20 protein-coding genes and 2 pseudogenes are annotated in these 15,357 nt (G+C 71.0%); 17 read left to right on the top strand and 5 right to left on the bottom strand.

Annotation, left to right across the window (positions count from 1 at the left end):
• Positions 1–32: 32 nt before the first annotated feature.
• Positions 33–584 (bottom strand): GNAT family N-acetyltransferase, encoded by a 552-nt coding sequence (locus ACIRQY_RS34595; RefSeq protein ID WP_403932488.1) that lies wholly within the window; start codon positions 582–584, stop codon positions 33–35.
• Between the two features lie 72 nt (positions 585–656).
• Here ACIRQY_RS34595 and ACIRQY_RS34590 point away from each other — a divergent pair, with 72 nt between their 5' ends.
• On the top strand, positions 657–803 hold the full coding sequence (locus tag ACIRQY_RS34590; RefSeq protein ID WP_351779825.1) for a hypothetical protein: 147 nt from the start codon (positions 657–659) through the stop codon (positions 801–803).
• A gap of 34 nt (positions 804–837) precedes the next feature.
• Entirely contained in the window at positions 838–1,164 is a 327-nt protein-coding gene (gene cutA / locus ACIRQY_RS34585; protein WP_403932485.1) for a divalent-cation tolerance protein CutA, read from the top strand.
• A 46-nt stretch (positions 1,165–1,210) separates the two neighbouring features.
• Here cutA and ACIRQY_RS34580 read toward each other — a convergent pair whose 3' ends face one another.
• The gene (locus ACIRQY_RS34580) at positions 1,211–2,491 is read right to left on the bottom strand and encodes a helix-turn-helix transcriptional regulator (protein ID WP_403932482.1); all 1,281 of its coding nucleotides are present in this window, start codon (positions 2,489–2,491) and stop codon (positions 1,211–1,213) included.
• A gap of 352 nt (positions 2,492–2,843) precedes the next feature.
• Here ACIRQY_RS34580 and ACIRQY_RS34575 point away from each other — a divergent pair, with 352 nt between their 5' ends.
• From ACIRQY_RS34575 to ACIRQY_RS34525, 11 genes are all read left to right on the top strand, one after another.
• Complete coding sequence (locus tag ACIRQY_RS34575) at positions 2,844–3,350, top strand: hypothetical protein (RefSeq protein ID WP_403932479.1); 507 nt, start codon at positions 2,844–2,846, stop codon at positions 3,348–3,350.
• 12 nt (positions 3,351–3,362) lie between these two features.
• Positions 3,363–3,545: a hypothetical protein gene (locus ACIRQY_RS34570; RefSeq protein WP_403932476.1), complete on the top strand. Its 183-nt coding sequence runs from the start codon at positions 3,363–3,365 to the stop codon at positions 3,543–3,545.
• The gene (locus tag ACIRQY_RS34565; RefSeq protein WP_403932474.1) at positions 3,542–4,123 is read left to right on the top strand and encodes a class I SAM-dependent methyltransferase; all 582 of its coding nucleotides are present in this window, start codon (positions 3,542–3,544) and stop codon (positions 4,121–4,123) included. The genes ACIRQY_RS34570 and ACIRQY_RS34565 overlap by 4 nt, the downstream gene beginning before the upstream one ends.
• Before the next feature lie 35 nt (positions 4,124–4,158).
• Complete coding sequence (locus ACIRQY_RS34560) at positions 4,159–4,776, top strand: endonuclease/exonuclease/phosphatase family protein (protein ID WP_403932472.1); 618 nt, start codon at positions 4,159–4,161, stop codon at positions 4,774–4,776.
• A complete protein-coding gene (locus tag ACIRQY_RS34555; RefSeq protein WP_403932469.1) occupies positions 4,769–5,299 on the top strand; it encodes a hypothetical protein in 531 nt (176 codons plus the stop codon). The genes ACIRQY_RS34560 and ACIRQY_RS34555 overlap by 8 nt, the downstream gene beginning before the upstream one ends.
• 248 nt (positions 5,300–5,547) lie before the next feature.
• Complete coding sequence (locus tag ACIRQY_RS34550) at positions 5,548–6,306, top strand: XRE family transcriptional regulator (RefSeq protein WP_351779844.1); 759 nt, start codon at positions 5,548–5,550, stop codon at positions 6,304–6,306.
• Between the two features lie 20 nt (positions 6,307–6,326).
• Complete coding sequence (locus ACIRQY_RS34545) at positions 6,327–7,538, top strand: M20 family metallopeptidase (protein WP_403932466.1); 1,212 nt, start codon at positions 6,327–6,329, stop codon at positions 7,536–7,538.
• Positions 7,539–7,631: 93 nt separating this feature from the next.
• On the top strand, positions 7,632–7,763 hold the full coding sequence (locus ACIRQY_RS34540) for a hypothetical protein (protein WP_403932463.1): 132 nt from the start codon (positions 7,632–7,634) through the stop codon (positions 7,761–7,763).
• A 91-nt stretch (positions 7,764–7,854) separates the two neighbouring features.
• The gene (locus ACIRQY_RS34535) at positions 7,855–9,591 is read left to right on the top strand and encodes an asparagine synthase-related protein (RefSeq protein ID WP_403932460.1); all 1,737 of its coding nucleotides are present in this window, start codon (positions 7,855–7,857) and stop codon (positions 9,589–9,591) included.
• Entirely contained in the window at positions 9,585–9,875 is a 291-nt protein-coding gene (locus ACIRQY_RS34530; RefSeq protein WP_351786575.1) for a hypothetical protein, read from the top strand. Before ACIRQY_RS34535 ends, ACIRQY_RS34530 begins: the two co-directional genes overlap by 7 nt.
• Positions 9,872–10,354 (top strand): lasso peptide biosynthesis B2 protein, encoded by a 483-nt coding sequence (locus tag ACIRQY_RS34525; RefSeq protein ID WP_403932458.1) that lies wholly within the window; start codon positions 9,872–9,874, stop codon positions 10,352–10,354. The genes ACIRQY_RS34530 and ACIRQY_RS34525 overlap by 4 nt, the downstream gene beginning before the upstream one ends.
• A 59-nt stretch (positions 10,355–10,413) precedes the next feature.
• Here ACIRQY_RS34525 and ACIRQY_RS34520 read toward each other — a convergent pair whose 3' ends face one another.
• Complete coding sequence (locus ACIRQY_RS34520; protein WP_403932537.1) at positions 10,414–11,538, bottom strand: hypothetical protein; 1,125 nt, start codon at positions 11,536–11,538, stop codon at positions 10,414–10,416.
• Positions 11,539–11,610: 72 nt separating this feature from the next.
• Here ACIRQY_RS34520 and ACIRQY_RS34515 point away from each other — a divergent pair.
• The 4 genes and pseudogenes from ACIRQY_RS34515 to ACIRQY_RS34500 form a co-directional block, all read left to right on the top strand.
• Positions 11,611–11,724, top strand: a pseudogene (locus tag ACIRQY_RS34515) (hypothetical protein); the annotation flags it as partial.
• 79 nt (positions 11,725–11,803) lie between these two features.
• Positions 11,804–12,067, top strand: a pseudogene (locus ACIRQY_RS34510) (ABC transporter ATP-binding protein); the annotation flags it as partial.
• 42 nt (positions 12,068–12,109) lie between these two features.
• Positions 12,110–12,376: a hypothetical protein gene (locus tag ACIRQY_RS34505; protein ID WP_403932534.1), complete on the top strand. Its 267-nt coding sequence runs from the start codon at positions 12,110–12,112 to the stop codon at positions 12,374–12,376.
• A 245-nt stretch (positions 12,377–12,621) separates the two neighbouring features.
• The gene (locus tag ACIRQY_RS34500) at positions 12,622–12,969 is read left to right on the top strand and encodes a hypothetical protein (protein ID WP_403932455.1); all 348 of its coding nucleotides are present in this window, start codon (positions 12,622–12,624) and stop codon (positions 12,967–12,969) included.
• Positions 12,970–13,071: 102 nt separating this feature from the next.
• On the opposite strand, the gene ACIRQY_RS34495 is transcribed toward ACIRQY_RS34500, so the two are convergent.
• The gene (locus ACIRQY_RS34495) at positions 13,072–13,401 is read right to left on the bottom strand and encodes a hypothetical protein (RefSeq protein WP_403932453.1); all 330 of its coding nucleotides are present in this window, start codon (positions 13,399–13,401) and stop codon (positions 13,072–13,074) included.
• A gap of 365 nt (positions 13,402–13,766) precedes the next feature.
• The gene (locus tag ACIRQY_RS34490; RefSeq protein WP_403932450.1) at positions 13,767–14,333 is read right to left on the bottom strand and encodes a major capsid protein; all 567 of its coding nucleotides are present in this window, start codon (positions 14,331–14,333) and stop codon (positions 13,767–13,769) included.
• Positions 14,334–15,357: the final 1,024 nt, after the last annotated feature.

Raw genomic sequence — 15,357 nt, 5'->3', positions numbered from 1 at the left:
CGCGAACGCGTCCACCAACTTCGTCAGCGCGTTCAGCCGCAACCAGCCTGCCACTCTCGCTCCAGAATGGCGTGGACGACGGAGTCGCGCCAACGACCACCCTTGATGATGTGCTCCCGGATAGTTCCCTCTTCCACCATCCCAGCAGCGGCCATGGTGCGCGCGGAGGCGGTGTTGCCTGGCGCCCTCGCACCCCAGACGCGGTGCAGATCCAGCTCTCCGAAGGCCAGCCCCAGGAGAAGGCGGACTGTCGCGACTCCATACCCGCGTCCCCAGACATCTGGGCGAAGAGCGAATCCCATGGTGGCCGCACGGAACTGGTGCGGGTCGTGTGCCAAGCGGCCGAAACCGATCAGATCGCGTTCAGGGCCGATAACGGCCACCGCGTACTCGCTACGGGGTACGTCCCGAGCGGAGTCCATGGAGCGTTGCACGATGCCGCGCACCTGATCCTCGGTACGCGGCTCGAACGAAAGGTGCTTGGTCGCCTCGGGACTCCCGTAGATCGCGAAGACGCCGTCCGCATCGTCGTGCTGGAGTTCACGGAGGTGAAGGCGAGGTCCACTGCGCGATACAGGAGTCACCAAAGCACCTTATCGGGGGTTGCAACGGGCGCCGGCGAGGTCACCGAAGGCCCAGTCCGGGGCCTGATCGTGGTGTGCACGCCGACTGACGAGTTCGGCGCCGACATGGACCGCCTGACCGACTTCTACCAGCGCGCGAGCTTCGCGCCCGTCGCTTCCGAGGACCGCCTGACCGAGCACTCCTGGCAGTGCCCGCCGCAGTGCGCGCCGCGTGGGTAGGGTCGAGAACCACAGCCCGAGGAGGAGCAGCCGCATGGCGACTGAGATCGTGATCGCGCAGACGACTATCGATGACGAGCAGAAGGCGCAGACCCTCGCGCTGGGGGCGGTCGAGGCCCGCCTCGCTGCTTGCGCGCACATCGATGCCCCCTTCACCGCAATCTACCGCTGGAAGGGCAGCGTCGAGACGGCGAAGGAGTGGCGCATCAGTTTCAAGACCACGTCAGAACGGCTTCCGGAGCTGGCGGCATGGGTGGCCGAGCACCACTCGTACGACGTGCCTGAGTGGATCACCCTGCCGGTGGCCGGGGGTTCAGATGCCTACCTGACGTGGGTGGCGGAGGAGACTGCAACGGACTGACGTTGCGGTCGTGGCCTCCATCCGCCTGCCGATTACGGATGGAGGCTCATGCTGCAAGCTCACGAAGGTGGTGGGCCAGGTCACGTTCACCGGCGGGGAGCAGCGCAGCGACGGCACGGGCTCGGTCCTTGCCCATCGTGTTCGGCTTGGCCTGAGCCGCAGTCGCGAACGCCCTGGAGACATCGAGAGCTTGGTCGATGTTTCCACCTCGGAGGAGTGCGATTGCGAGATCGCCGAGCACGACGACGCCGCCGTCCGGCAGTCCGCCCCCGAGGCGAGCTATGGCGTCGTCCGCGGTGATGGTCAACTCCGCCCGCCGTAGCTGCCCGTACACAGAGAGTGTGAGCGAGTCCATCCGGTAGGGGGTCACGAAGCGGACCCATGCCTGCTCACTGGTGTGGTCCGCGAAGTCGTAGGCGAACCGAGCTCGGTCCAGGGCATTGAGGGCTTCCGTGGAGTCGCCCAGCAGAGCAGCCTCCTCCGCGTACCGTCCGTGCACCCACGCGGCAGCGGCCGCGTTCCCGCGCCCTCGTACATCCTGGGCGGCCTGGCGCAGGAGGCCGAGCTTGCCCTTGGGGTCGTGGTTCCCGTAACTGGCGTACGTGAGCGCGAGCGCCCGCAATGGCAGGTATCCAGCGGACGTGGCGCACTCCGAAGCCACCTTGTAGTAGGCGTTCGCTCTCTTGTGCTCTCCGAGGTCCCAGGCCACCCAGCCGGCGAGCGCCGCTGTTTCTCCGGCTGCGATGACAAGGGCGCGTTCGTGCCCGCCTGCACGCGGCAGGACTGCGGTGATCGCGTCGAGGTGCGACTCGACCTTGTGCTGCAGTAGTTGGGCGCTGAGATTGAGCTCTTGGACGTGCAGGTCGGCGGCTCGGTCGATCAGCGCGTTCGCAGAGATCTCGTCGACTCGCGCTCCTCGCCGGAGAGCATCAGCAAGTCGCCCCCAGGGCTCGGCAGCAACTGCGGTCGCTCCGAAGACTGCGCCCTCCAGCAGCGTGCGACGCTTCATGTCCTCCTCGTCCTGTTCTCCGCGACGACGAACTTGTGCTCGTCTGATGCGAGCCGCCTTCGCCTCTACCAGCAGTTCCTCATAGGGCACTCCGCAAGCCACAGCAATGTGCCCGAGGGTGTGGTTCGTCGGGATGGTCTCGCCACGCTCGTAGCGGCTGATCTCGCGGCGCGTGACCGTGACACGGCCAGAGACTGCGTTGACTGCCTCGGCCTGTTGCTCCTGTGATCTACCGGCCTTCTTCCGAAGTTGTAAGAGAAGTAGGGCGAACGGGCCTGCCATGAGTGTGACCTCTGCCTGTCGGAGGAAGCCAATCATGGCGCCATCTCCCCCTTTAATTTCCCCCCTTGACAGATTTTTCCCCCGTCAGATTCCCCTGTTCGCAGGCGTCGTCCAGCGGTGCGATGGGGGCATGACCAGGCTCCAGGCGACACCATCACCACCCGGCGGAGACAGAGACTCCGCGACCACGGCCTACGCAGCGATGACGGCCGCGACAAGGGGCGAGCGCGAACATACGGATGCGCGCGGTGCTCTCGGCCGCATCCTCAAGGACCAGCTGGCGCGCCCGGCGTACCGCTCGAAGGGCGACGGGCCGCCCACCGGTCGACACCTGCACCAGTTGCGCCGCCGTTCCTACGGCCGTCACCTCTGGATCTTGCGGAGGAGCTTGAACCATGACGGCTGGGGGGAACGCTGCCGAAGCACCATGCCGGGCCGCCGGGTCGTGCTCTACGTCCGGACTTCGTACGGCGAGGACGCCGAGCCGGTCATCGACCAGCTCCGGCACCGTGCCGAGGCCCGCCGCTGGACCGTGGACCGTGTCATCCACGACCAGGTCTCCATGGGCGCCGGGCCACGCAGTAGCCCCGAGTGCTGGCCGGGATGGCGCACGGTGCGGGACCTCATCAACAACCGCTGGGTCCACGGAGTGCTTGCCCCCGACCGGTCCGATATCAGCACGGATGACACCCTCTACGTCCGCGAACTCCGGCGCATCGCAGCGGACGGCGCCTTCACCGCCCTGCTGACCCGGGAGTCTGTCCCGTCCCGGACCCTGCGCTGTCGGCTGGAGGCCCGCGGGATCGGCTGGCGGCAGATCGCCGCGCAGCTCCTTCTCGTGCTCGCCGTCGGCGCCGCCGTCCCCTCCCTTCTGCTCAGCACTTTCACCCCCTGAGAGGACCGCGCCATGCCCCCGCTCAACACCCACACCCCCGGCGCGGCCCTGCCCTCGATGGGCCGTGCGCAGTGGATTCCCCTGCCCCAGAGCCTCTTCGACACGGCCTTCGGCCCCCGCCGCCCGGGGCCCGGCAACGAGAACGCCCCCGCTCCGGTCTCCGCCGACGGTACGGAGACGGAGGACCCGTCGTGACCGGTCTCCGCTCCGCCCACCGCTCGCGGGACTACTGGGACGAGGTGTACGCCGACCACACCTCGACCCCGGCCCCGCTCCTGCCCGGGGAGCGGGGCCGCTTCGCTGACCGTACGGGCGCCGCCCCGGGGCAGACCGTCGTGGACATCGGATGCGGGCTCGGCCTGTGGACCGCCACCCTGGCCGCCTCCGGGATGATCGCCACCGGCTACGACTACAGCCCGGCCGCCATCGGCCGCGCCCGCGCGCTTCACCCGCCTGCCCGCTACGGCCACCTCGCGTACGAGGTGTTCGACGCCGACGTGGACCAGGCCCCCGCCGCGCTGCGCCCCGGCTCCGTGGACATCGTGACCCTGCGCCACGTCCTTCCCCTCCTGGACTCACGGATCATCACCGACATCCGCCGGTGGCTGCGCCCCTCCGGTGTCCTGCACATCACCACCGAGGTCTCCGGGGACCACCTCGTGCGGATGACGCAGTCGGACGTCCGCGACCTCAGCAGCGGGTGGCGGACCGCCACTCAGTACCGCGTCGACCCGGACGACCGGACCATCGGCATCGTCCTCCAGGGCCCTTGATCCTGACCAGCACCGACGTCCTCAGGAGGACGATCATGAGCACTCCCTCACCGGCCCCCACCGCCACCGACGCCGATGCCGCGCCCGGCCAGGCCGGGCGCGAACCCCGCACCCTCCAGACCGGTATCGCGGCCGGGTCGGTCCGTGCGGTGACCTGGAACCTCCTGCGTGGCGGGGTGGACGGCTCGGACGAGAACCGTCTCGACGCTCAGACGGAGATCCTGGCCGACCTGGCACCGGACGTCCTGTGCCTGCCCGAGTGCGGTGGGTGGGAGGAGCAGGACGAGCGGCGCCTGTGGCAGGTCGCTCACCGGCTCGGCATGGCGCCCTCGCACATCGGCGACGGCCGGAACTTCACCACGCTGCTCTACCGGCCTGACCGTCTCCGGCTCCTCGGACGCCGCATTCTCGGCGTCGGTGTCTTCCACCACGCCCTGATCCGGGCCCGGCTCCGCCCCCTCACAGCCGGGAACTCCGACGAGCACGACTTCCTGGCCATCGGCACCCACCTGAGCCACGTCGACGGCGAGGCGCGGCTGCGCGAGGCCCGGTGGCTGACCGACTACGGCGCCGCCTCCCCGGGCGTCCCGGAGGCGCGTGTCCTGTCCGACCACCTGCCTGTCGTGCTCGATGTGAAGGTGGGTCATGCCTGAGCCTTTTGCCGACAAGGCGCAGCGTGCCGCGCACGTCCAGTGGGGTGTCGTCCGGCGTCGTGCGCTGGTGCTCAGTCTGCTCCGCTACTACCTGGAGACCACCTTCGCGATAGGTACCCCGCTCCCCCCAGCCGGTGTTCTGGCCTCGGACCTCGACCTCCACGAAGTCGATGTGTCCTGTGCTCTCGATGCCCTCGACGTGCTCGGGGAGATCGTTCACGTCGGGCCGGGCCGAGGCCGGTCCTGGCGCCTGGCGCCCGGCGAACAGCATCCCGACGACGAACGCTTCGGCCGGGTCGTCCGTGCGAAGGTCCTGGGCGGCCAGTACCGGCCGGGTGAGGCGCTGCCCGCCACGCTCCTCGCTTACCAGCACGGTCCGGGCCAGGATTTGGTGAATCGGGCGGCACGTCACCTGGTCCGGGACGGTCTCATGGTCTGGCGCGACGGGCCCGCCGGACACTGCCTCTACGTCCAGCCACCACCGTACGGACCGCACCCCAACCCGACCCGCCCCGCTTCCTGATTCTCCCGTCCCTGGCCCGCTGCCCAGCAGCCTCCACGCTCACAGGCGCGGCTCAGGGGCGGGCTCCTTGTCCCCGCCCTGACCTTGGCGCCGTGACGCCGTCCTCGGTCCCCGGGGGGCGAGAGCACCATCCGGCCGTCGGCGGTCTTGGGCGCTCCCTCAATCCGCGTCCCCGTAGCACCTGTACGACCGGCACGACAATCTGAAACATCTGGGCACGACGGAGTCAGCAGGAGGAGGTGGAGGCGATGAGCACTCCGGAATCGGCGCTCAAGCGGGCGCGGCTGGAGCAGAACCTCACACTGGAGCAGGCGGTCGAACAGCTGAACGCGATCACGGGCGGCTCGACCGACACCAGCCAGCTCAGCGCGTGGGAGTCGGGCCGACGCCGAACGGGGCTGCGCAACCGGCGCGGGCTGTGCGTCCTGTACAGCCGTCCGGGTCACATGCTCTTCGCCCACCAGGACGGGGATGCCTCCGTCGGCCAGATGCTCCACGACGCGCAGGGCACCCTCGTATCCTCCTGGACCGATCTGGTGAGGGCGATGATCTCGGTGGTGGTCGGGGCGCGGGAGCAGCTGGTGGTGATGGGGAGCCGGAGCCGGGAGGAGGAGTACCTGGGCGCGATCGAGACGGCACTGACCCGGAACCCTCGCCTGGTGCACACCCGGGTTCTCTATGGGCCGCCCCGGCATCCTGTCCTGGCCGGGCATCTGGTGCGGCTCATGGAGATCCGGGACCCGTCGGAGCGCCGCAGCGGGGTGCGGACGCTGAACATCGGGCTGGTGGAGCCCGGCGAGGCGATGGAGCGGGTCTTCGTGGCCTCGGAGAGCCGAGCCGTGGTCCCGATGCCCTCGCTGAACGGCGCTGACGCGTTCGACTCCGGGGTCGTTCTGGGCGCTGCGGCGGCGGCCGGTCTGGTTCGGCACGGCCGGGAGGCGTGCGCGGCCTCCCGGCCGCTGGGCACGATACGGAGCGTGCGGGAACTGCCCGTTCGCCGCAGATGACGAAGAGGGGTGGATGGGGCATGACCTCCGGGCCTGGGGATTCTAGGTGGAACGAGACGGTGGGGTCGGTGGTGAGGCTCGCGCAGGAGCTGATCCGTCGGCCGAGCCGGGGCGGGCTCGACGACTACGGACCCGTCGTCGAAGTCCTGGAGCGGTGGCTGACCGTCCGCGCGGTGCCGCACAGACGCCTGCACGACCCCGGGGGCGCGCTGGTGGGGCTGCTGGTGGAGGTCGCCGGGAACCGGCCGGGGCCCTGGTGGACGCTCGACGCCTGCGTGGACACCGCCCCCTACGGTGACCTCTCCCGCTGGACCTTCCCCCCGGACTCCGGGGAGGTCCGTGACGGGTGGCTGCTGGGGCGCGGGGCTGCGGACTCGAAGCTCGCGGTGTCGATGTTCTGCCACCTGGCCGCCGACCTCGCCCAGCACCGGGACGAGTTCGCGGGCGGTCTCTCGGTTCTCCTCGACGCCGACGAGCACACCGGCCACTTTGGTGGGGTCCTCGCCTATCTCTCCGATCCCGGCACGGTCCGCCCGTCCGGAGTGATCATCGGCTACCCCGGGATGGAGGAGGTCGTCGTCGGCGGCCGCGGTCTGTGGCGCGCCACCGTCACCGTGCACGCCCCGGCGGGGCACTCCGGCTCCAGCCGCACCGTCGTCAGCGCCGTCAGCCGTGCCGCCCGCCTGGTGGGGCTGCTGGACGCCGCCCCTCTCCCGGGGCCCGGCGGCCCCTCCGGGTTCCCGCTGGGGCCGAAGCTCACCGTCACCGCCTTCCACGGTGGCGAGGGCTTCTCCCTCACTCCGGACCGTGTGGACCTCAACGTGGACGTCCGGACCACCCCCGGCTTCGACGCGCACGCCGCCGAGACCCTGGTGCGCAAGGCGTCCGCCGAGCTCGACGCCGAGCTGCCGGTGCGCGTCGGCACCGAGATCACCGAGGTGGCCTGCTGGCCGCCGTTCCGCCTGGGCGAGGACGATCAGCCCGCCGCCGCTCTGCTGTCCGCGGCCCGGACGGCGGGACTCGCCGTCCGGGCGAAGACGGCAGGCCCGTCCAACATCGGAAACCTCCTCGGCGTCCACGGCATCCCCGCCACCGCCGGGTTCGGCGTTCCCTACGAGGGCCTGCACGGCATCGACGAGCGGGCATCCCTCGCCGAACTCCCGACCGTGTACGCCATCCACCAGCAAGCCGTGGCGAACCTGCTGAACGCCCCCCACCTCTTCCCCAAGTAGCACCCAACTGACGCTCTACACAGAGACATCGGCGCGGGATGTGATGGGAGTAAGCCGTTCACGGCACGACCCACAGCATCCAGGAGGCCGGCCATGGCCGAGCAGACCGAGACCAGCGTTCCCGCCACCGACTTCGCCGCCGAGGTCAACACCCACGACGTCACCGCGATCACCCTGGGCCGCCAGCCCAGCAACGACTCCGACAAGGACATGTACTTCGAGTAAGCGGCTCGGAGCACACGCAGCCCGGGGGCCGTCGCGTCGCGTCGCACTGGTCCCCGGGCCCGTTTCCGGATCGAGAAGGAGGCAGAGAGGCATGGTGGATCAGTGGCTCGCCGCTGGACCGGCGGTCGGGGAGATGCAGGGCGCGGGCGGCGGCCTCGCGGGCATCCGCACCAGTCCCGGGACGCGGGTGCTGCGCGTCTCGGGGAAGGGCGCCACGGTCTGGGTCGCCGGGGACAGCCCGGCGACCCAGCAAGACCTGCGCGGCACGCTCGCAGCAGTGCAAGAGGGCAGGTGGGAAGAGCTGACCGTGTGGCCGGGCTCGTACTGGGTGATCGCGGACAACGGGCGTCACCGGTTCGTCTGCGGGGACCTGGCGGGAATCCGCCCCGTCTACTACACGCCCTCCGGGCGGTGGGCCACCGATGTCCGGGAGCTCGGCGTGCGGCTGATGCCGGACCTGGCCCTGGCCGCCGCCCGGATCACGGCGGGGGAACACTGGCCGGGCCGCAGCCCGTACATGGGCATCGCTCTGGTGCCCGGCGGCTACGGTCTGCTCCTCACCCCGGGAGCGCCGCCCCGGCTCGCGGACGTCTCCGCGATCACTCCGGTCTCCGATCTGCACGTGGGGGCGGCCCGGTTCGGCCTGGCCCTCACCGAAGCCGTCGAGCACCGGGTCAGCGTCGCCACCGAAACGGTGGGCGCGGACCTCTCGGGAGGCCTGGACTCCTCCACCGCCGCCCTCCTCGCCAACCGGGTGGGTGCCGTGCACGCGGTCACCTACACCGACGGCTACACCAGCGCCGAGGACGCCTCCTTCGCCACCAGGGTCGCCCAGCACGCCGGTCTGCGGCACACCGTCGCACGAGGCACCACAGCCACCCTGCCCTTCGGCTTCCCCCCGGGCCAGCCGACCGGCCTCGAGCCGGCCCTCGGCGCCGCGATCTACGCCATGGACCGCGCCTACCTCGCCCCGGTCGCGGGACTGCCCCTGCATCTGACCGGCCACGGCGGCGACGTCGTCCTCGACGCCACCTCCGCAGCCTGGGTCCGGCTCCTCCAGGACGGCCGCCGCCGCGAAGCCCACCGCCACGTCGTCGAGTTCGCGCGGCTGCGCAACATCGCCCCCGGCCCCTACTGGAAGCAGCTCCGGCACACGGCCGCACTGGGCCGCCCCGGGGCGCTGGACGAGGCCGCGACCCGCCTGGAGAAGAACCGCCTCCAGCCGGGCCCGCCAGCCGCCGGATGGTCCTGGTGCCGCCTGGGCACCGCCACGCCCTGGCTCACCGCCGACGGCCGGGCCGAAGTCGCCGCGCTGCTGCGGCAGGCCGCCGCCGACCCGCTGAGCCCACAGCAGGCCGATATCCACGACGAGTGGTCCGCGCTGCGCCTCGGCGGCGCCTCCGCCCGCGCCTGGTCCCCCTACGCCGAGGCACTGAGGGTGCGCCCGGTCCACCCCTACCTGGACAACACCGTCGTACGGGCCGCGTTCGCGGTCCCCGCGCTCGCGCGCCGAGGACTCTACGTCTTCAAGCCCCTGCTCGCCGCAGCTCTGCCGGACCTGCCCGGCTGGCTGCTCGGGCGCCGCTCGAAGGGCTCCTTCACCCCGCAGCGGATCGCGTCCTTCCAGCAGCACCAAGGGCTCCTCACCGAGCTGCTCGCCGTCAGCCCCCTGGCCACGGCCGGCCTGATCGACAGCGACGCCGCGACGAGCACGCTCCAGCACGTCGCGGAGGGCCGCAGCGCCACGGGCATCGGGGAACTCCACCACCTGCTGGTGACCTCGTGGTGGCTCACCGGCCAGACCAGGCCCACGGAGGCGGCATGCTGAGCCCTGCCCCTCACATCCACTACGCCGTCGACGAGCACGGAATCCTCCTCCTGGACCTGCGGACCGAACGGTGGTCGATGCTCAGCCCGGACGTCTCACGGATCTGGACGGCCATCGTCACCCGCGGCACCGTCAACGGTCTCGCGGACGAACTCGCCATCCCCACGGGCCGCGACCCCTACGCCGTGCGCCAGGGCATCGACATCCTTGTGGACCGGTGGAAGCGGGACGGGCTCCTCACCGACCCCGCCCGCACGGCGCCCCGGCGGTGGTGGAAGCGATGACACAGATGGTTCCCGCCCCGCTGGACGCCCCCACCGTGACCGAACGGACCACCGCCGCCATCGGCCTCGCCCTCTCCCTGGCCTTCCACCACCTTCTCCCGCTACGGCACCGCGTCGCCGCCGTCCGGACCCTGCGCCGCCTCCCCGCCGCACGCCGCGAGCGGGTCGCGCGCCTGGATACCGCCGTCCGGTACGTCATCCCCTCCTGGTGGCCGGGCAGGATCGCGTGCATGGAGATCAGCCTCGCCACCGTCCTCGCCACCGCCCTCACCGGGTACCGCGCCTCCTGGGCCCTTGGCGCACGCCGACTGCCCGACGCCGCGCACGCCTGGGTGGACACCGCCGAAGGCCCGGTCGGCCACGACACCGGCGACGGCGCAGACCGCCCCTACACCCGGGTCCTGTCCGTCCCTGAGGAGCACCCCCGAACGCCCCGGGGGTCCGGGGGTGCTCCACCACCCCGGACCCCGATCGGGTGAATTACGTATCGCCATATCGACGTCCTGATTGTCTGACCGGCTCTGACGTACGCAGGCCGCTAGCAAACGCGTTGCCCGGCAAGGGCGTTGCCCGCCTTCCTGGGCCCGTGAGATCTTCCACTTCCATCGCGCCCCCGTCCTCCTCCGCAGGGCAGCCTCCCGTCATGCGCCTGACCTCCGACCGGTACCAGAACGCCAACGCGGCCATGTCGAGCTGGGCCATCGCCCGGGGCCTGCCGAGGACCCTCGGTCAGGCCGCCCGTCTCGGCTGGGCCACCGACCACCGCGCCGTCCTGGCCATGGGCGGCTGTCAGATTGCCGCCGCCCTGTTCACCGCCGCCGTTCTCACCGCGACCACCCGCGTGCTCGGAGTGCTGTTCAGCAGCGCCGACCTCCTCGCCAGGCTCCAGGACCGTGCCGGGACCCTCGCCGTCCTCGGTCTCGCCCTCTGCGGCCGGTACGTCTTCGACGCCGCCGCCCGCGCCGCCGCCGCCCGCCTGGCCCCGCAGGTCGTCCGGGAAGCCGACCTGCGGGTCATCGCCGCCTCCACCGCGGCCGAACTCGCCGCCTACGAGGACCCCGAGTTCGAGAACGCCCGCCAGGCCGCCGCCGACGGAGCCGACAAGACCCGCGACCTGATCCTCGACGCCCAGGTCCTCACCTCCGCCGCCGCCCAGATTGCCGCGGCCGCAGCCGTCGTCGCCGTCCTCCACCCCACCGTCCTCGCCCTGCTCCTCCTCGCGGCCGTTCCCTGCGCCTGGGGCGCCGTGCGGGCCGCCCGGATCGAGCACGAAGCCCACCACCACAACCTGGGCGACACCCGCCTGCGCAGCGTCTTCCGCTCCTACACCACCGAGCAGGCCACCGCCGACGAAGTCCGGGCCGGCACCATGACCGCCTTCCTCACCGGCCAGTACCAGATCATCTCCAGCCGCCTGGAAGCCCAACAGCTCACCGCGACCCGCAAGGCCCTCACCGTCCGGGGCATCGGCGACGCCCTCACCGCCCTCGGCACAGCCACCGCATGGGGCGTACTTGTCCTGCTCGTCGCCACCGGCCGCATCGAGCTGGCCGCCGCAGGCGCCGCCGCGCTCGCCCTGCGCACCGCCTCCGCCGCGCTCGGCACCACCGTCCGCGCGGGCGCCGGACTCTTCCGCACCTCCCTCGCCCTCGGAGACTGGCACCGCTTCCTCGCCGTCGCCGGACCCTGGACAGCCCGCCGCGGCACCGCCCGCATCCCGCAGACCGGGCCCGAGGTGATCAGCGTCAACGACGCCTCCTTCACCTACCCCGGCGCAGACCGGCCCGCCCTCACCGGCATCGACCTCGACCTCAAACGCGGCGAAGTCATCGCCCTCGTGGGCGAGAACGGCTCCGGTAAGACGACCCTGGCCAAACTACTCACCGGCCTGTACCCTCCCCACCACCGGAAACGTCCACTGGGACGGCATCGACCTCGCCCACGCCGACCCCGCCACCGTCTACCCCCACATCGGACTCGTCCCCCAGGACTACACCCGCTGGCCCCTCGACGCCCGCGCCAACATCCACCTCGGCCAGCCCCGCCCCGAAGGCGACACCGCCATCCACGCCGCAGCCGAAGCCTCCGGCGCCGACACTGTTATCGCCCAGCTCCCCGACGGCCTCGACACCTCCCTCGCCCGCTCCTGGTGGGGCGGACACGACCTCTCCGGCGGCCAGTGGCAGCGCCTCGCCATCGCCCGCGCCTTCCACCGCGACGCCCCCGTCCTCGTCATGGACGAACCCACCGCAGCCCTCGACGCCCGCGCCGAACACCGGATCTTCACCCGCCTGAAGAACCTTGCCGCCGGACGGGCCACCCTCTTTATCACCCACCGCCTCGCCAACGCCCGCCTCGCCGACCGCATCGTCGTTCTCCACGCAGGCAACGTCATCGAGACCGGCACCTACGACGAACTCACCCGCCCCGGCGCCAACTCCGCCTTCAACGAGATGCTGGAACTCCAGGAGGGCGCGGAGCAGAAGAAAGCGAACCACTGACATTCAGCTGGGGTTCGGGGGGACGGCGCCAAGTTCTCCTGCGCCAGGGCCCCTACTCCACATCAGGGCGGGGCACAGAGCTACGCCTACACCGCGGGTGGGAGATCGGCCACTGAGCGGCCTCCTCAACCGACCGCATCGACCCGGCCGCCAGGGTCCGGGTCGGTGTACTCGTCCAGCAATCCCCGATCCCATCGAATTCCTCTACGTCCGAATGGAAGCCTCTCGTGATCTACCCCGGCCCCGTGAACCCGCTCCTGGTGCAGACCGGCACTCGCCCACAGTGCCCATCCAAGTTGGTACGCGACAGGATTCCGGAGATCATCCGCAAGCGCGGGGCCATCCCGGACTACTACATCGCATCATCAGCCGAGTACCGCACTCGGTTGGAGGAGAAGCTCGCTGAGGAAGTCGCGGAGTTCCTTAGCGCGGACGGGCAACCAGCGGCGGAGGAAGAACTTGCCGATGTCCTGGAGGTAGTACTCGCGCTCGCCGCCGACCTCGGCATCACCCCGGAATGCCTGGAGGCGACCCGCTCGGCAAAGGCGACCTCCCGGGGCGCCTTCACCGAGCGAATCATCCTGGTTGGGTAGAAACGGACGTAGCGCGACAGGAGGCCGGGCTCGTACAGGGCGGGCGCGTTCGCGTCAGCGTCCCCCAGTGTCAGCGGAGACTCGTACGCCACCTCCTCACCCCTACCGGCGGGAACGAACGAGCAGCAGCGGCGCGACGGCCACGAGCGGCAGACCGTCGCCACCGGCGCCAGCCTCGTCAGGGGCGACGGCCACGCCGACCGCCGCCATCTGCCGTTCCAGACCGGTCAGGTTGCCGCTGTTGTCCACCGTCATCACGCCATCCACCGACAGCCGCAGCGGCTCGGCAAGCAGCCCGGCACGCCTCTCCGCCAGCACCTCCAGAGCCACCGCGCGCGCCGACCGAAGACGGGTGTAGCGCGCGTCGAGGTCCACCACGTCTGTTCCCGGCCCGAGCTGTGCGAGCAGCCACGTCCGTACGGCCTCGTCCACGGTTCCTCCTCCACGGTGAAGGGCGCGACGCCCACGAGGGGTGCCGCGCCCCGCGGGCTACGTCTGGGTCCTGCGCCCCCCCGCGACGCGGCGGGACCTTCTTCGGCTCGGGCTCCGGCTCGGGCTCCGGCTCCGGCTCCGGCTCCGGCTCCGGCTCCGGCTCCGGCGTACCCTCGGGACCGCCAGGGCCGCCATCCTCTCCCGTCTCGTCAACCGGACCCTCGGGGACCCTCCCGCCCTCCCACGCCTTCGGCGCCGTGATCAGCCTGGCCACCGCCGCGCTCGGCTCGTCTCCCGACAGGAGGATGACCCGCTCCTTCAGCTCCGGGTCAAACACGTGGACCGCGCTCACCAGCCGCGCCACGTCAGATCACGCTCGCGACGAGGTGCGCGTCCGGCGTGTGCATGACCGGCATCGCGGCGGCGGCCACCTTCGTCCAGATCTGGCCCGGGTCCGTCTGGACACCCCTGGTAATAATCAGGCCCGGAGCGTCCTCGCGCAGGATCTCCGGGTTGCTGCCGCGCGTCAGGTTCAGGGAGTCCCAGGTCCGCCCCCACTGGATCTGGGCCCACCGCTCCCGCTGCGGCGGGATGTAGATCCACAGGTCCTCCGGGAGGACCCTCTGCGCCACCCCGTCGACGCGGACCTGCGCCTTGTAGAAACGGACCGGCGGCAGCCCGTACGTCGCCCGAACCGATTCCACCTGCGCCGGGTTCAGCGTCGCTGTCGGCGTGGTCGACGGCGACACCGACCCGTGGAACGTCGCCCTGTAGGCCGCGTTGTCCGCCAGCGTCGCGTACGCCTTCTTCGACGTGAGGACGAACTCCGGCTCCGGGACACCCAGATCGTCCAGGTACCGCAGCCAGCCCAGCTCGTCCGCGATCGGGTCCGCGTTCACGGCGTCCGACCACGGCACAGCGGCCGCACGCACCGCTTCCCCTCTTCGCTGCACCGCCACTTCTGACCGCCTCCCCTTCCCGAGACAGCAGGAGAAGACCATGTTGCCGGGGGATCCCGGTACAGGCACTGCTCCCCGCAGGCTGCGGGGATAGCTCTCTGTCGACCGGCGCCTTTGCCAGGCAGCACCGCCCGCTGGGCTCGCCCGAGAGGCTCATCCTCCTCTCCCCTCCCGGAGCCCTGCTCTTGTCGGCGAGGGTCAAGCCCTGAACGGCGGTCTGCCTGCCCAGATCGACATTATGACCGCTATAGCCTCTTTGCCGGTTTCGGTGAAAGTGGTTCAGAACGAGCCGAGCCTGCGGTAGAACTGCAGGTCAGGGAGGCTGCTCCCCGCACAGGCGGGGATGAACCCGCGGCGCTCGTGGAGGAGAAGGCCGGCGAGGGCTGCTCCCCGCACAGGCGGGGATGAACCCGTCAGCTTGACGTGGATGGAGGAGCCTGTGGTCTGCTCCCCGCACAGGCGGGGATGAACCCCCGCCGTTGTCGGCGTGCAGGCTGCCCGAGGTCTGCTCCCCGCACAGGCGGGGATGAACCCCACGACGACAACCGACTGCTCGGCACGAGGGACTGCTCCCCGCACGCGCGGGGACGGACCCCTGGGTTACGCCCACCTCGGAAGCAGTCAAGCCTGCTCCCCGCACGCGCGGGGATGGACCCCCGCGAACCGACTTTGAGACGCGAGACAAGCTCTGCTCCCCGCACGCGCGGGGATGGACCCTCGACCTCGCCTGCCGCCCGGGGCGGCGCAGGCTGCTCCCCGCACGCGCGGGGATGGACCCCTCTCCGCGAAGTACGGCGGGGAGACCGCCCTCTGCTCCCCGCGCGTGCGGGGATGGACCCGCTCGGCGACCTCGCCCACCTTCATGCCCTCCCTGCTCCCCGCACGCGCGGGGATGGACGCCTCTAGGGCGTGTCTTCAAAGACTCCTTGATGGGGCATCATGTGGTGCATGGTGCGGCGGCATGAGCTCTCGGACGAAGAGTGGGTTGTGCTGTCGG

Source organism: Streptomyces sp. NPDC101490 (assembly GCF_044767145.1).
Classification (GTDB): domain Bacteria; phylum Actinomycetota; class Actinomycetes; order Streptomycetales; family Streptomycetaceae; genus Streptomyces.
This window is presented reverse-complemented; position numbering and strand designations above follow the sequence as displayed.

Bases quoted from the DNA above. Each gene is read 5' to 3' on its own strand.
- cutA (WP_403932485.1), top strand. From the start codon at position 838: ATGGCGACTGAGATCGTGATCGCGCAGACGACTATCGATGACGAGCAG.
- ACIRQY_RS34580 (WP_403932482.1), bottom strand. From the start codon at position 2,491: ATGATTGGCTTCCTCCGACAGGCAGAGGTCACACTCATGGCAGGCCCG.
- ACIRQY_RS34570 (WP_403932476.1), top strand. From the start codon at position 3,363: ATGCCCCCGCTCAACACCCACACCCCCGGCGCGGCCCTGCCCTCGATG.
- ACIRQY_RS34560 (WP_403932472.1), top strand. From the start codon at position 4,159: ATGAGCACTCCCTCACCGGCCCCCACCGCCACCGACGCCGATGCCGCG.
- ACIRQY_RS34555 (WP_403932469.1), top strand. From the start codon at position 4,769: ATGCCTGAGCCTTTTGCCGACAAGGCGCAGCGTGCCGCGCACGTCCAG.
- ACIRQY_RS34550 (WP_351779844.1), top strand. From the start codon at position 5,548: ATGAGCACTCCGGAATCGGCGCTCAAGCGGGCGCGGCTGGAGCAGAAC.
- ACIRQY_RS34545 (WP_403932466.1), top strand. From the start codon at position 6,327: ATGACCTCCGGGCCTGGGGATTCTAGGTGGAACGAGACGGTGGGGTCG.
- ACIRQY_RS34540 (WP_403932463.1), top strand. From the start codon at position 7,632: ATGGCCGAGCAGACCGAGACCAGCGTTCCCGCCACCGACTTCGCCGCC.
- ACIRQY_RS34535 (WP_403932460.1), top strand. From the start codon at position 7,855: ATGGTGGATCAGTGGCTCGCCGCTGGACCGGCGGTCGGGGAGATGCAG.
- ACIRQY_RS34530 (WP_351786575.1), top strand. From the start codon at position 9,585: ATGCTGAGCCCTGCCCCTCACATCCACTACGCCGTCGACGAGCACGGA.
- ACIRQY_RS34525 (WP_403932458.1), top strand. From the start codon at position 9,872: ATGACACAGATGGTTCCCGCCCCGCTGGACGCCCCCACCGTGACCGAA.
- ACIRQY_RS34505 (WP_403932534.1), top strand. From the start codon at position 12,110: ATGGACGAACCCACCGCAGCCCTCGACGCCCGCGCCGAACACCGGATC.